The 13,462-nt window shown below is 67.0% G+C and carries 10 protein-coding genes and 1 tRNA gene; 8 read left to right on the forward strand and 3 right to left on the reverse strand.

Annotated elements, in window-relative coordinates:
* Window positions 1–26 precede the first annotated feature (26 nt).
* From KF724_04830 to KF724_04860, 7 genes are all read left to right on the forward strand, one after another.
* A complete protein-coding gene (locus tag KF724_04830) occupies window positions 27–2,174 on the forward strand; it encodes a hypothetical protein (protein ID MBX3355005.1) in 2,148 nt (715 codons plus the stop codon).
* Between the two features lie 233 nt (window positions 2,175–2,407).
* Window positions 2,408–2,493, forward strand: a tRNA-Leu gene (locus tag KF724_04835).
* 46 nt (window positions 2,494–2,539) lie between these two features.
* Entirely contained in the window at window positions 2,540–3,661 is a 1,122-nt protein-coding gene (locus tag KF724_04840) for an alpha-hydroxy-acid oxidizing protein (GenBank protein ID MBX3355006.1), read from the forward strand.
* A 2-nt stretch (window positions 3,662–3,663) separates the two neighbouring features.
* Window positions 3,664–4,395, forward strand: coding sequence for an SOS response-associated peptidase (locus tag KF724_04845; protein MBX3355007.1), 732 nt, complete (start codon window positions 3,664–3,666; stop codon window positions 4,393–4,395).
* A gap of 9 nt (window positions 4,396–4,404) precedes the next feature.
* On the forward strand, window positions 4,405–5,121 hold the full coding sequence (locus tag KF724_04850; GenBank protein MBX3355008.1) for a hypothetical protein: 717 nt from the start codon (window positions 4,405–4,407) through the stop codon (window positions 5,119–5,121).
* A gap of 52 nt (window positions 5,122–5,173) precedes the next feature.
* Window positions 5,174–6,880, forward strand: coding sequence for a DNA polymerase Y family protein (locus tag KF724_04855; protein ID MBX3355009.1), 1,707 nt, complete (start codon window positions 5,174–5,176; stop codon window positions 6,878–6,880).
* Between the two features lie 16 nt (window positions 6,881–6,896).
* Window positions 6,897–10,706 (forward strand): error-prone DNA polymerase, encoded by a 3,810-nt coding sequence (locus KF724_04860; protein MBX3355010.1) that lies wholly within the window; start codon window positions 6,897–6,899, stop codon window positions 10,704–10,706.
* Here the strand turns inward: KF724_04860 and KF724_04865 are convergent.
* The 3 genes from KF724_04865 to KF724_04875 all read right to left on the reverse strand — a co-directional run bounded on the left by KF724_04865 (window position 10,700) and on the right by KF724_04875 (window position 13,136).
* The gene (locus KF724_04865) at window positions 10,700–10,858 is read right to left on the reverse strand and encodes a hypothetical protein (GenBank protein MBX3355011.1); all 159 of its coding nucleotides are present in this window, start codon (window positions 10,856–10,858) and stop codon (window positions 10,700–10,702) included. The genes KF724_04860 and KF724_04865 overlap by 7 nt on opposite strands.
* A gap of 146 nt (window positions 10,859–11,004) precedes the next feature.
* On the reverse strand, window positions 11,005–11,766 hold the full coding sequence (gene uppS, locus KF724_04870; protein MBX3355012.1) for a di-trans,poly-cis-decaprenylcistransferase: 762 nt from the start codon (window positions 11,764–11,766) through the stop codon (window positions 11,005–11,007).
* Window positions 11,763–13,136, reverse strand: coding sequence for an adenylosuccinate synthase (locus tag KF724_04875; GenBank protein ID MBX3355013.1), 1,374 nt, complete (start codon window positions 13,134–13,136; stop codon window positions 11,763–11,765). The genes uppS and KF724_04875 overlap by 4 nt, the downstream gene beginning before the upstream one ends.
* Window positions 13,137–13,238: 102 nt before the next feature.
* Here KF724_04875 and KF724_04880 point away from each other — a divergent pair, with 102 nt between their 5' ends.
* Complete coding sequence (locus KF724_04880) at window positions 13,239–13,442, forward strand: hypothetical protein (GenBank protein MBX3355014.1); 204 nt, start codon at window positions 13,239–13,241, stop codon at window positions 13,440–13,442.
* Window positions 13,443–13,462 lie beyond the last annotated feature (20 nt).

A 13,462-nucleotide genomic window follows, 5' to 3' on the forward strand; every position in this document is an offset into this window, starting at 1 on the left:
TTCTTTTTCGCAAAGGAGATGACATCGTGAATCGACACTCGACACAACTTGCCGCCCTCTCAGCATCGCTGATGGTCGGCACTGCGGCGCTTGCGCAGATTCCGCCGCTGCCCAACCCGCAGGGGCCGGGCACCGTCTGCGGCACCTGCTGCCAGGCGCAGCCGCCCATCGCTGGCTTCAACCGCCCCGTTGCCATTACCACCGATTACCAGTTCGATCTGGTGACCTTCCAGAATGGTGATCCCAACAAGATCGTCCTGCATGTCTATGAGGTTGGCTCGCCCCCCGCACCGCCCGCCGTCTGGAATGCACCGCGATACGAGCACCCGAGCTGGCGCCTCGGTGACATCGGCACGGTCTTCGGCGTGACCACCGATGACCAGGGGAACATCTATGTCGCGCACACCTCGATCTTCATGAGCAACGAGGTGGGCACACTCGGCGGAACAACCGGGGCCATCACCCGCATCGACGGCGCGACCGGCGTTCCGTCCCTGCTCGTGAACCTGCCAAACTCCCAGGATGGTCCGGGACTTGGCAACCTCACCTGGAGCTGCGCGCGACGCTGCCTCTATGTCACCAACTTCGAGGATGGCCGGATCTACCGTGTCGACCCCTTCGCTGCTCCGGGCAACCGAATCAAGAGCGCCTGGGACTTTGCAACTGATACCCTCGACCTGAGCGGCAATCCCGATCCCAATGACCCACCCGGTGCCGTGCCATACGGCGAGCGCGTCTGGGCGGTGGCTGACGGCGGTGACCGCCTCTTCTTCTCCGTCTGGAGCGAGGATCTCGCCGGTGGGGTCGGGAGCAACACCATCCAGTCGGTGTCCCTCGATGCCAACGGAAACCCGATCCCGGGAACGACCAGCATCGAGATCGTGCTCTTCGGTGCCAACATCTTCCGCACCCCCGTCGCCGATCTCGCCTTTGACGGAGAGTGCTGTCTCTTTGCCGCCCAGCGTTCGATGTTCGGCTTCATGACCTCGGCCCATGTGAGCGACCTGCTTCAGTTCTGCTGGGTTTCACCGCAGCCGGGCGGCGGCGGCTTCTGGCAGCAGGGTGGGACCTTCCTGATCGGTGACGCCAATGCCGGCGGTCTCGAACACTCGGCGGCTGGTGGTGTAGGTGTCGACTTGGGCGCCAACGGCCGGGTCTGGGCCTCGGGCGATGCCCTCGCCTTCGGATCCGCCAAGTTCAGTGGCGCGATCGCCTATGGAATCCAGGGGCTTCCCCCCTTCGGCGGCTCTTCGGCCAACAGCATCGTGATTGACAATGACAATGACATCCTCGGACAGGACAAGACTCTTCAAGGCTCGGTTGAAGTGATCTGCCAGCTCGGGCCTCCGCCGGACCCGTGCACCGTCGAGGTGAACGAAGTCGAGTGCATCCTTGGGCCCGATGGCTATCCGAGCGGCCAGTACTCGGTGACCTTCACCGTCGTCAACAACAGCGGGCAAAGCGCCAATCTCCTCCTGCTGCCGACGCTCGGGACATTCATCTACATCGATCCGGCGCTCCAGAACGGTCAGTCGAAGACCTTCAAGATCGTGGTCTCCGGCAACGGTGGCACGGTTCTGAACATCCCCATGGGTCTCTATGACGGGACCACGAACTGCTGCGGCTTCGAGCTCGATGTCGAACTGCCGTTCTGCGAGTGTGCGCTCTTCTCGGAGGTGCATGTCCAGTGCATCTCGGATGGGAATCCCAACACCTACCAGTACTCCGTCACCTTCGTGGTGAACAACATCTCGCAGAACCCGGCGTTCACGGCGACCTGGCTCTTCTTCATTCCGCCGCCGAACTCGGGCTACTCGTTCTCGCCGACGGTGGTGAATGTCTTCCCGCTGACCTCGCCCGGACAGACCGTGGTGGGACCGGTGACGCTGAACTTCTCATCGCCGCCGCCTGCGGGATGGACGCTGAATGTCCCGGTGAGCATTCACAACGCGAATCTCGCCATCTGCTGTGATGCGATCCTGACGCTCGAGGATCCGGGCCCGTGCCCGGCGTCGTGCTCGCCGGATCTGAATGGCGATGGCGTGGTGAATGGAGCCGATCTCGCCATCCTGCTCGGGCAGTGGGGCTCGAGCAACGGCGGCTGCGCTGACCTGAACTCTGACGGCGTGGTCAACGGTTCGGACATCGCGATTCTCCTTGGCAATTGGAGCTGACCGCACGGTCGCTCCAGAGAGCCACGGAATCGTGTCGACCCTTTGGCGGGGTCGCGGTCGAAGGCGGCCGCGATCCCGCCTTTCAATTTGGAGCCATGGGCCGTGAGGGTCCGTCACGGCGCGGACTTGCCAACAGCGGTGGCGTGGTGCAGACTCCACCGTTCCGATGGGTCCGCCTCCACGCCGCCTGCGCCGCGGGCGGATGAAGGGGCACGCGGGAGCGGGGGCACACGGCCGGTGTGGCGGAATTGGCAGACGCGACGGATTCAAAATCCGTTTCCCCTGACGGGGAGTGCAGGTTCGATTCCTGTCGCCGGCATTCACCTCGAAGCGCGGATCATGGTGAGTACCATGGCCCGTTCACGATGACCGCCGTCACCGCGCACCACGATCTCGAGGGACTCCTCTCGCTGCGTGATTTCGAGCAGGTGGCGCAGGAGACCCTTGACCCCGTCGCGTGGGACTACTTCCGCAGCGGCGCCTGGGATGAAACAACGCTCCGCGCGAACGAAGCCGCTTGGGGGGCGCTGCGCCTTCGGCATCGGGTGCTCGTCGATGTGTCGACTCGATCGACGGCGTCGACGCTCCTCGGAATCAACGCGTCGATGCCGGTCTGGATCGCACCGACGGCCATGCATCGACTCTGCACCGACGAAGGGGAGTGCGACACGGCCCGGGCGGCGCGCGACGAGGGCGTGCCAATGGTCCTCAGCAGCCTCGCGACGCGATCGGTCGAAGAGGTGAGCGCCGCCGCGCGAGGCTCCGGCTCCGGCCCAGCCGGCGATCTGCTCATGCAGATCTATGTCTCCGCCGATCGCGGCTTCACGAGGGCGCTCGTGGCCCGCTGCGAAGCAGCCGGGGTGCGCGGGTTCGTCCTGACGGTGGACACGCCGGTGTGGGGCGTGCGCGAACGCGATGTCCGCAACGGCTTCCGGGTACCCGATGGCCTGCGCATGGCGAATCTCGAGCGTCCCGGCGGACCGACGGGACACACGGGGCGCGGTATCGGCGAGTGCCTCGGGTGGACGATCGATGCGGCGCTCTCCTGGAGCGACCTTGAGGCGCTCTGCGGGTGGACTTCTCTTCCAGTGCTCGTGAAGGGGCTCTGTCGCGGCGATGATGCGCGACAGGCGCTTGAGTGTGGCGCGAAGGGCGTGATCGTGAGTAACCACGGTGGGCGCCAACTCGATGGGGCGCCGCCGACGGCCGAGAGCCTGCCGGAGGTCGTCGGTGCCGTCGAACGCAAGGCCGCGGTGCTCGTCGACGGCGGCATCCGCCGCGGCGTCGATGTCATTCGCGCGCTCGCGCTCGGGGCCGACGCGGTGCTGCTCGGTCGACCGATCCTCTGGGGCCTGGCCGCAGGTGCCGAGCGTGGTGTGCGCCGAGTGCTCGAACTCATGCGCCGCGAACTCGATCTCGCGATGGCGCTCTGCGGTTGCCCTGGGCTCGACGCGATCTCGCGCGATCTCGTGTCGCGGGGGGACTGACGATGTGTGGTCGCTACGCCATCACGGCGAGCGCGGAGCACCTCGCCGTCATCTTCGATGCGATGTGGGAGGAGGCGTGCCGTGAACTCGCCGCTTCGTCACTGCCTCGATTCAACATCGCACCGACTCAGATGGCGCCGGTGGTGCGCGCCCTTGACGGCGCTCGACGCCTCTCATGGCTCAGGTGGGGCCTGGTTCCCTCGTGGGCGGATGATCCCTCGATCGGGTCGCGCATGATCAATGCGCGCCTTGAGAGCGCCGCGGAGAAGCCATCCTTCCGAAAGGCGTGGCGCCAGAGGCGCTGTCTGGTGCCCGCGACGCACTTCTATGAGTGGCCGCGTGTCGGCGCCCGGAAGCAGCCGACGGCGATCACCGCCATGGCGAATGAGCCCGGTGCGGAGGGTGCAGTCGTCGCGCTCGCCTTCGCGGGACTCTGGGAGTCGTGGCACGGAGAACTCGAGAGCTTCACGATCCTGACCACGGAAGCGGACGATGTCATGCGACCGATCCACGATCGCATGCCCTTGATCCTGCCTCGCGATCGCTGGGCGCAGTGGCTCGATCCCGACTGGCCCGTGCCGGGCGATCCTGCGGGTATGCGCGAGTGGCTCGCACCCTCGCGGTCCGATCCGATCCGCGCGTATCCGGTGACTTCACTCGTCAATGCGCCGAGGAATGAGAGCCGGGCGTGCCTCGAACCCATGCCCGTACAGAACCCGAACGACGGGCTATGATCCCGGGCCATGCCGGCCATCAGTGAGGCGCTGCGGGAGCGACTGCGAACGATCACGGAACTCGGCGATGCGCCGGAGGATCGCATTCCCACCGGCTGGCCGACGATCGATCGCATGCTGGGTGGCGGGCTGGCCCGTCGCGGGATTCACGAGTGGTGCTCGGTCGGCGATCGGGCATCGCTGCGCCTGCCGCCGATGGGTGTGCTCATCGAAGTCGCATGGCGCGCGCTTGATCACGATCGCGATCGTCGCGGAGCGATGGGCCATGTCGTGTGGATCGGTCGGGCGTGTCATCCCCATCCGGTCTCACTGCGGCGCGGCGGTCAGGCGCTCGTCGCGGGGCGGGTCGAGCCGGTTGATGCCGCGCTCCTTGAGCGTTCACTGATGATCGATGCCGGCTCAAGACAGGAGCGGGCCTGGGCCATCGAGCAGGCGGCGCGCTGCCCCGGCGTTTCCGTGGTCGTGGGTGATGGCGCCGGCTTCGACATGGCGCTCTCGCGGCGCGTCCAACTCGCGGCGACGCACTCGGCGCTCGTGCTGCTGGTGCGACTCGAAGAGGAACGCGCAGCGCCATCGATCGCCCTCACGCGCTGGCTCGTCGAGCCATCGGAGGCGCTGGCACCGCCGGGATGGCGCACGCGCCTTCTCCGATCGAAGCAGGGAGGCGCCACGGTTCCACTCGCAGAGACGCCCGGAGAGCACGCTCGCTGCGAAGAAGGGGCTTGACTCGGAGCCCCTCGAGGGTACCCTAACAAAGTACGAACATCACGAGGGGATCATGGATGCCGAACAGCCTCGGTCAGCCGCGGCAACATCGTCGAAATCACCAGAACCACCGCCACTGTCGAAGCGCTGGCTGGTGGCCGCGCTGCCGTGGTGGTCGAGCGATCTCGCGCGGCGGCGACTGGCCCGAGAGAGACTGGTCCGCGACACGGTGACGGGTGATCCGGGACCGCGGGCCGGGAGCGGATCGCACCTGGCGCCCATGCTCATTCATCGGCTCACCCGCCAGACGAAGCAGGTGGTCGCGCTCTGTCCTCACGCGCACACCGCGGGGGCGAGGCCAGGCATGCCGCTCGCCGAGGCGACAGCGCTCTGCGGCGCCGATGTGATCTTGCTCGAGTGGACGCCTGAAAGTGATGCGCGGGCGCTGCGCCGACTGGGGCGCTGGTGCATGCGCTATGCCCCACTTGTCATGCCGCTGCCGGGTTCGATCGGTGCGGTCGATCCCTGTACCGAGCCTGCGCCGGCCATCGTGATCGACATCACCGGATGCGATCGCGTGCATGGAGGCGAAGCGCGACTGGCGGCGGGAGTTCTGCGGGATCTCCATCGGCGCGGGGTTCATGTGCAGGTGGCCATCGCGGCGACGCTCCGAGCGGCCCTCGCCGCCAGCAGCGCATGGCCCTGCCGCATTCTCCCGGAGGAGCCGATGGAGGCGGCGGAGGCGCTCGCGGATCTTCCCCTTGCGGCACTGCGGCTCCCCGCAGCCACTCTCGACGCGCTGCGCGAGGTCAATGTCCGTCGTATCGGCGAGGCGATGCGCCTGCCCCGGCGCGAGACCGCGGATCGCTTCGGCGCGGAACTGCTGGCCGTGCTTGATGAGATGCGAGGCCTGCGCCCCGAACCGTTCAAACCGCTGCCGTGGACAGCGACTCTGGAAGTTCACCTGTCCTTCGAGGGGCCGACCACGCGCCTGGATTCCGTGGAGCAGGCGCTGGTGACGGCGCTCGATCGCTTCGTCGCCAAACTCGCCCGGCAAACTCGAGGCACGCGCCTCCTCGAGGTCACTCTCGAACGCGTGCAGGCGCTCCCGGTGGTGGAACGCATCCCGCTCGGACGGCCATCACGCCACGCCAGGCATCTCTGGACTCTCCTGCGCCCGCGCGTGGAGAAGGCCAACCTGGGGTTTGGTGTGGAGGGAGTGCGTCTGCGATCGCTCATCGACGCGCCGCTCGCGTCATCCCAGGGGGCATGGCATGGCACCGAAGAGTCTGAGGCGCAGGCGTCAGGTTCGCGCGCCGACCGCGGGCGCGTCATCGAGACCAGCGTGGCGGAGATGATCGACCTCGTCTCGGCGCGCCTGGGGCCTGCGTCGGTGCGTCTGGCGGTCGATGAGGCGGGGGATCCCGCATCATGGTTGATGCACGCCGCCGCCACGCCCGCTGCGCCATTGCTGCGTCCCACGGTGATCTTCCCCGCGGCGCTCGCGGCAGAGGTGGTCGCCGACGAGGCCCCGATCAGCGCAGCACCGGGCGCGAGGCGTCCCATCGAGGTGCGATGGCCGGGAGGTGGCGGACGCGTGCGCGAAGCCGATGGGCCGGAGCGCCACTCGCCGAAGTGGTGGCTCAGGCTCGATGCGAGGCGCTCGCCGGCACCCGATGGCGATCGCGATTTCTGGCGCGTGCGCACCACCGATGGTCGCTGGCTGTGGTTGCTCCATCGTCGACCCGACCGCTGGTCGGTCATCGGCGCCTGGGCCTGAGGGAGTGGCGCATCGCATGACCGAGCCATCGACTGGATCGATCCCGCGAGCGCCCTTCGTGGAGCTCTCCTGCATGAGCAACTTCTCCTTTCTCGAAGGAGCGAGTCACCCCGAGGAGCTCGTGGAGCGCGCGGCCCAGCTCGGTTATGACGCGCTCGGCATCGCCGATCGCAACACGCTGGCCGGTGCGGTCCGTGCCTTCGTGGCCGCAAAGGAGAAGGGGGTCAGGCTGGTCATCGGCGCTCGCGTGGAGTTCACGGTCGCCGATGACCTGAGTTGCTCGCATGATTCACATGACTCGCCTGATTCACATGATGCAGATCACGCGAGTGATGTGCGTGATCCCAATGATTCAACTCACGCGCGTGCTTTGCGAGATTCGCTTGATTCGCGAATTTGGCGTGACGCCCCTGATTCGAATGCCCCAGAGGACGCGCCCCGCACCCCCGCAGCGGCCCGCTCGCCGGTCATGCCCATGGCACGCGGCGCCGGCAGGCCTTCGTCGCTGCCGAGGCCGCGCACGGTGGAGATCCTTCTCTTTCCCACGAGTCTTGCGTCATATGGACGGCTCTGTCGACTGCTCTCGCGCGGGCGTGAGATCGGCTCCGTCACCATGCGACCGCATGCGCAGGACTCGAATGACCTCTTCCATCTGCCGATCCATGTGCTGCTCGAGCGTCCCGGGGCCGACGGCGCCGCACTGCATGAGGGGCTCGAGGCGATCGTCATCGCGCCGCGCGGTGTGCTCTGCATGGAGCAGTGGTTCCTCGAGGTGCTCGAGGGAGTGCGACGGATCATTGATGGCGATCGTCTCTCGCTCGCGGTCTGGCGACTGGGCGAGGCGGAGACGGAGTGGCGCGTGCGTCACATGCGCTGGCTCTCCGAGGCGCATGGCATCCCGCTGGTGGCGGTGAACGATGTTCATATGCATGTGCCGGAGCGACGCCCGCTCCAGGACATCCTCGCGTGCATCCGTCATGGATGCACCATCGAGAGTGCGGGGCGGCGCCTCTTTCCGAATGCCGAGCGCCACCTGCGTGCTCCGGAAGTGATGGGCTCGCTCATGGCCGATCTCGATCGCGAGACGGGCGCCCTGCGCCGCGCCCGTCTGGTGGCGGATCGCTGCGCCGGATTCTCTCTCGACCAGGTGCGCTATCGCTACCCATCGGAGGTCGTCCCCGGCGGCGCGACGGCCATCGAGGAACTCCGTCGCCTGGTCCATGAGGGGACCATCGAGCGCTATCCCGGTGGTGCGTCACCGGCGGTGCAGGCGCGGCTCGAGCATGAGCTGGCGCTGATCGATGAACTCGACTACGCCCCGTACTTCCTGACAGTCCACGACATCGTGCGCCACGCCCGGTCGCGCGGCATCCTCTGCCAGGGGCGAGGCGCCGCCGCCAACAGCGCCGTCTGCTTCGTGCTGGGTGTAACCGCGGTGGACCCCGCCCGCATCGACATGCTCTTCGAGCGGTTCATCAGCCGGGAGCGCAACGAGCCGCCGGACATCGATGTCGACTTCGAGCATGAGCGCCGCGAGGAGGTCATCCAGTACATCTATGCGAAGTACGGACGACACCGAGCGGCGATTGCCGCGGAAGTGATCTCCTATCGCGGTCGCAGCGCCATCCGCGATGTCGGCAAGGCGCTCGGATTCGGCCTGGATGCCGTGGACTCCCTCGCGTCGGGCATCGACTGGTGGCATCGCGACCTCGAGGACGCCGGGCATGAGAGCCGCTTGCGGGAGCGGGGGCTCGATCCGCGCGATGAGCGCCTTCGCACGCTCTTTGCACTGGCGAGTGAGCTGCTCGGCTTTCCTCGTCATCTCTCGCAGCATGTGGGAGGCTTCGTCATCACCGAGGGCGCGCTGGTCGAACTGGTGCCCGTGCGCGCCGCAGCCATGCCCGATCGCACCATCATCGAGTGGGACAAGGATGACCTCGATGCCATGGGGCTCATGAAGGTTGATGTCCTGGCGCTCGGCATGTTGACCGCCATTCGCAAGGCGATCGATCTCGTGAACGGGGCGACTTCGCGCGGGATCGAGTCGGATCAATCGTGGAGGGGAGCTCGCGCCTCACGCGTGAGCCCCGACGCACCGGCGAAAGAGGTGAGCGAAGGTTCACCGTCGCTTGAGTTTCACCGCATTCCCGCCGAGGATCCGGCCGTCTACGAGATGGTGTCGCGCGCCGACACGGTGGGCGTCTTCCAGATCGAGAGCCGCGCCCAGATGTCGATGCTGCCGCGCCTGCGCCCGAGGTGCTTCTACGACCTCGTCATCGAGGTGGCCATCGTGCGGCCGGGGCCCATCGTCGGCAACATGGTGCATCCCTATCTACGGCGTCGCAGTGGCGAGGAGCCGGTCGTCTATCCCAACGAGTCGATCCGGCGCGTCTTGGGGAAGACCCTCGGTGTGCCGCTCTTCCAGGAGCAGGCGATGACGCTGGCGATCGTGGCTGCGGGCTTCACACCGGGTGAAGCTGATGCGCTCCGTCGCGCCATCGCCGCATGGAAGCGCATGGGACAGCAGATTGCCCGATTCGGGGAGAAGCTCATCGGCGGCATGATTGCGCGGGGCTATGAGCGCATCTTCGCCGAGCAGGTCTTCAGACAGATCCAGGGCTTCTCCGGCTACGGCTTCCCCGAGAGTCACGCCGCGAGTTTCGCGCACCTGGTCTATGTCTCCTCGTGGCTCAAGTGTCACCATCCGGCGGCGTTCACCGCGGCGCTCATCAACAGTCAGCCGATGGGGTTCTACGCGCCGGCGCAGCTCGTCGCCGATGCGAAGGCTCACGGCGTGGAGGTGCGCGAGATCGATGTCAACACGAGCGCGTGGGAGTGCTCACTCGAAGCCGGCAGTGTGGGGGGGGTGGGGGGTGTGAACCGGGTGCTCGGTGAGTCGGCGCTTCCCCGGGGGCCGGGAGCGTCGGGACCGGCGCTGCGCCTCGGTCTCCGACTCGTGTCGGGGCTCGGTCGCGAGGATGGCGATCGCATCGTCGAGGCGGTGGGTCGGCATGGGACCTTCCGCTCCATCGAAGCGCTCTGGCGCGCAAGTGGAGTGGGCGTTGGCGCGCTGCGGCGTCTGGCTCGTGCCGACGCCTTCCGCGCGATGGGGTTTCCGCGCCAGCAGGCACTCTGGCAGATTCGTCGACTGAGGGATGATGCGGCGCCGCTCTTTCTGTCGGAGTCAACCGAGATGGGGCGGAGTGAAGACGAGGCGATGCACGAGGGGCGACCGAGGGGGGACGCCATTCCGCCAAGCGCCAAGGTGGAAGCGGAACCGGGCGCCGCGCGGCCGACGCCATCGGAACCACTCGCCTCACGCGCTGGGTTGTCGTGGGCGAGTGAGCGTGAGTCGCCGGAAGCACCGGTCGCGCTCCCGCCGATGACGCGTCCCGTGGAGATCTCGATGGATTACGGCGCTGTCGGTGTCTCGCTCAGGGGGCATCCGATCGAGTTCCTGCGCCAGCGCCTCGGAGCCATCGGTGCGGTCACCTGCGCGAAGGTGCGTCGTTCGGCGGAGATCCCCTCGGGCGCGTGGGTCCGCTGTGCGGGAATCGTGCTGGTCCGCCAGCGACCAAGCACCGCCAAGGGAGTTCTCTTCATGACGATCGAAGATGAGACGGACTCGGCGAATCTCATCATCAGGCCGAAGGTCTACGAGCGCCATCGGCGTCATGCGAGACACGCGGCAGTCATCCTGGCCGAGGGCAAAGTGGAGCGGCGCGGCGAAGTCTCCCATCTGCTGGTGCGACGACTCCGCTCGCTGGATCGCTGGCTCGCCGAGCAGGAGGTGGCCATTGGCACGCGTTCGCGGGACTTTCACTGAGAGCCACGATCGAGGTCGCCGACTGGAGAGCCGATCAACCACTGTGCCGACCGAAGCTGCGACAACTCACGCGCGAGGCTGGCGCACGCGACCGGCACGAGCGTGAGATCGCGCGGCTGCGTTGCGACGGCCCACGCGCGAGGCAGGTGCATGCGACCAACCCAGGAGTGAGACCGTGTGGCTGCGCTGCAAGGACTCAAGCGCGAGACAGGTGCATGGGACCGGCACGAGAGTGAGATGGCGTAACCGCGCTGCGACGCGACGACTCACGCTCGAGCGGCGGGGCCGCTCAGCCGAATCATGATTCCGCCAGGGGGGTCGTCGGGGCGCCTTCGGCGTGGGTCGGTAGCCCGCCATAGGTGCGCTTCCGCTGACTGAAGCACTCGCAAGCGACTTCGAGATCCGAGACGGTGAAGTCCGGCCAGAGCGTCTCAGTCACATGAAGCTCGGCATAGCTCAATTGCCAGAGCAGGTAGTTGCTCAGTCGCATCTGGCCCGCCGTGCGAATCAGCAGATCGGGGTCGGGGAGACCGGCGGTGGAGAGGTTCTCCGAGATCAACGCCTCGTCGATCGACTCGGGGTCGAGTCGCTCGTCGCGCACCCGGCGGGCGATCGCACGCACCGCATCGGTGATCTCGGCGCGGCTGCCATAGTTGAGGGCGAGACAGAGCGTCATGCGCGTGTGCGTCGCGGTCATCTCCTCGGTTCGATCGAGTTCCTCGAGAACCGGTCCGGGCAGCCCTTCGCGCCGACCGATCCGCCGCAGTCGAACGCCATTCTCCATGAGAAGCGCTCGCTCGGCGATGAGTCGCTCCCGTGTCAGCAGCATGAGCGCCTCGACCTCGGCGGGAGGGCGCTTCCAGTTCTCAAGCGAGAAGGAGTAGAGGGTCAGCGCCTCGACCCCTCGACGCACGCACTCCGCCGTGATGGGGGGCACCCGTCGCGCTCCCGCGGAGTGGCCGGCGATACGAGGCAGACCTCGCTGCTGCGCCCAGCGGCCGTTGCCATCCATGATGATGGCGATGTGGCGCGGCACGCTGCTGGAGGAGTCACTGCTCATGCGGAGGCCGCCATCAGGGTCTGTGCTCGCTCGGGTCCGACGCCGACCATCTCGATCGGAAGCCCGACGATCTCTTCAACACGGTCGAGATAGCGCCGCGCTGCCGCGGGAAGCGCCGAACGGTCGGCCGCGTCGCGGATCGGTTCGCTCCAGCCAGGCAGCGTCTCGTAGATCGGCTCGACGCCTTCGAGCAGATGCGCATCGGGAAGGAATCGCTCAGTTCGCGTGCCATCGGGAAGGCGATAGGCGTGGCAGATCCTGAGTTCGGGGATTCCCGAGAGGACATCGAAGAGCGTGCAGGCGATGCCGGTCGCACCCGAGATCATCGCGCTGTAGCGCACCGCAACGAGGTCGAGCCAGCCGCAGCGGCGTGGCCGCCCGGTGGTGGTTCCATACTCGCGGCCGCGCTCACGGATGTGCGCGCCGGTTTCATCGAGGAGCTCAGTCGGGAATGGTCCGGCGCCGACGCGCGTCGAGTACGCCTTCATGATGCCGAGCACGCGGCCGACGGCTCCGCCGGGCAGCCCGGAACCTGCGGGAATGCCCAGCGCCGAGCAGTTCGAGCTGGTCACATAGGGATAGGTGCCATGGTCGATGTCGAGGAGACAGGCGTTCGCTCCTTCAAAGAGAATCGACTTCCCGGCGCGCCATGCGTCGTGCAGCAGGTAGGTGGTGTCGACAATGTGCTCGCGCAGTTCTTCTCCGAACGCCGAGTAGCGCTCTGCAAGCGCTTCGGGATCAAGCGGCTTGGTCCGAACGCCGAGCGCCTTGAGTTCCGCGGTCCGCAGTCGGCAGATCACGCGAAGGCGTCGGCGGAGGTAGTCCCCGTCGAGCAGATCAGCCATGCGGATCGCCGTCGATCGCTGCACCTTGTCGGAGTAGGCGGGGCCGATGCCGCGCCGCGTCGTGCCGATCGAAAGGTTGCCTTCCTCGCCCTTGGCGACGCTCTCGAGAAACTCTTCAAGCGCTGCGTCCTGCTCCTTGTGATAGGGCATCACCACATGCGCCCGCGAGGAGAGACGCAGGTTGCGTCCCACTTCGATGCCGCGGGCTCGGAGCTTCGCGACCTCGTCGAGAAGTTTCTCCGGATCGACCACGACACCATTGCCGATGACGCAGGTCTTCTCCGGGTAGAGGATTCCGCTCGGCACGAGGTGGAGCGGGTAGCGCTCCTCGCCGACCTGCACCGTGTGACCGGCATTGGCGCCGCCGTTGTAGCGCACGATGACATCGTGGCGGGCGGTCAGGAGATCGACGATCTTGCCCTTGCCCTCGTCGCCCCACTGGAGCCCGACCACGGCGGTGCCGGGGATAGCGCTTGAACTTGGCGAAAGTGTGGGGGCACTCGGACCAGTCGGAACAATCGGCATGAACGGCATCCTACGATCGAGCCCCCCGGCACGGTTCGCGCCACCGCGGGCAAGGGGGATGAAGCGGTCAAGTGGCGGCCCGATCGGGTCGAAGGCATCTCCGTGCAGGAGCGCACCCCGACCATTCGCATTCAATGCCCGAACCTGGCCTGCCAGCGCATTCTCGCAGTCACCGAGATCTGCCGAGGTCGACTGGTGCGCTGCAAGGGATGCCAGACGGTCGTTCGCGTGCCCGAGCGCGGCACTCGCGGCGCAGGCGGCGCCTTGGCGAAGGCTCGCCAGGGCGAGCGTGCGGAAGAGGCCTGATCGCGGCTTGAGCGCGGCGT

The organism is Phycisphaeraceae bacterium (genome assembly GCA_019636735.1).
GTDB lineage: Bacteria > Planctomycetota > Phycisphaerae > Phycisphaerales > SM1A02 > VGXK01.

Bases quoted from the DNA above. Each gene is read 5' to 3' on its own strand.
- uppS (MBX3355012.1), bottom strand. From the start codon at position 11,766: ATGAGCAGTGACTCCTCCAGCAGCGTGCCGCGCCACATCGCCATCATC.
- KF724_04850 (MBX3355008.1), top strand. From the start codon at position 4,405: ATGCCGGCCATCAGTGAGGCGCTGCGGGAGCGACTGCGAACGATCACG.
- KF724_04860 (MBX3355010.1), top strand. From the start codon at position 6,897: ATGACCGAGCCATCGACTGGATCGATCCCGCGAGCGCCCTTCGTGGAG.
- KF724_04845 (MBX3355007.1), top strand. From the start codon at position 3,664: ATGTGTGGTCGCTACGCCATCACGGCGAGCGCGGAGCACCTCGCCGTC.
- KF724_04865 (MBX3355011.1), bottom strand. From the start codon at position 10,858: ATGCACCTGCCTCGCGCGTGGGCCGTCGCAACGCAGCCGCGCGATCTC.
- KF724_04840 (MBX3355006.1), top strand. From the start codon at position 2,540: ATGACCGCCGTCACCGCGCACCACGATCTCGAGGGACTCCTCTCGCTG.
- KF724_04875 (MBX3355013.1), bottom strand. From the start codon at position 13,136: ATGCCGATTGTTCCGACTGGTCCGAGTGCCCCCACACTTTCGCCAAGT.
- KF724_04855 (MBX3355009.1), top strand. From the start codon at position 5,174: ATGGATGCCGAACAGCCTCGGTCAGCCGCGGCAACATCGTCGAAATCA.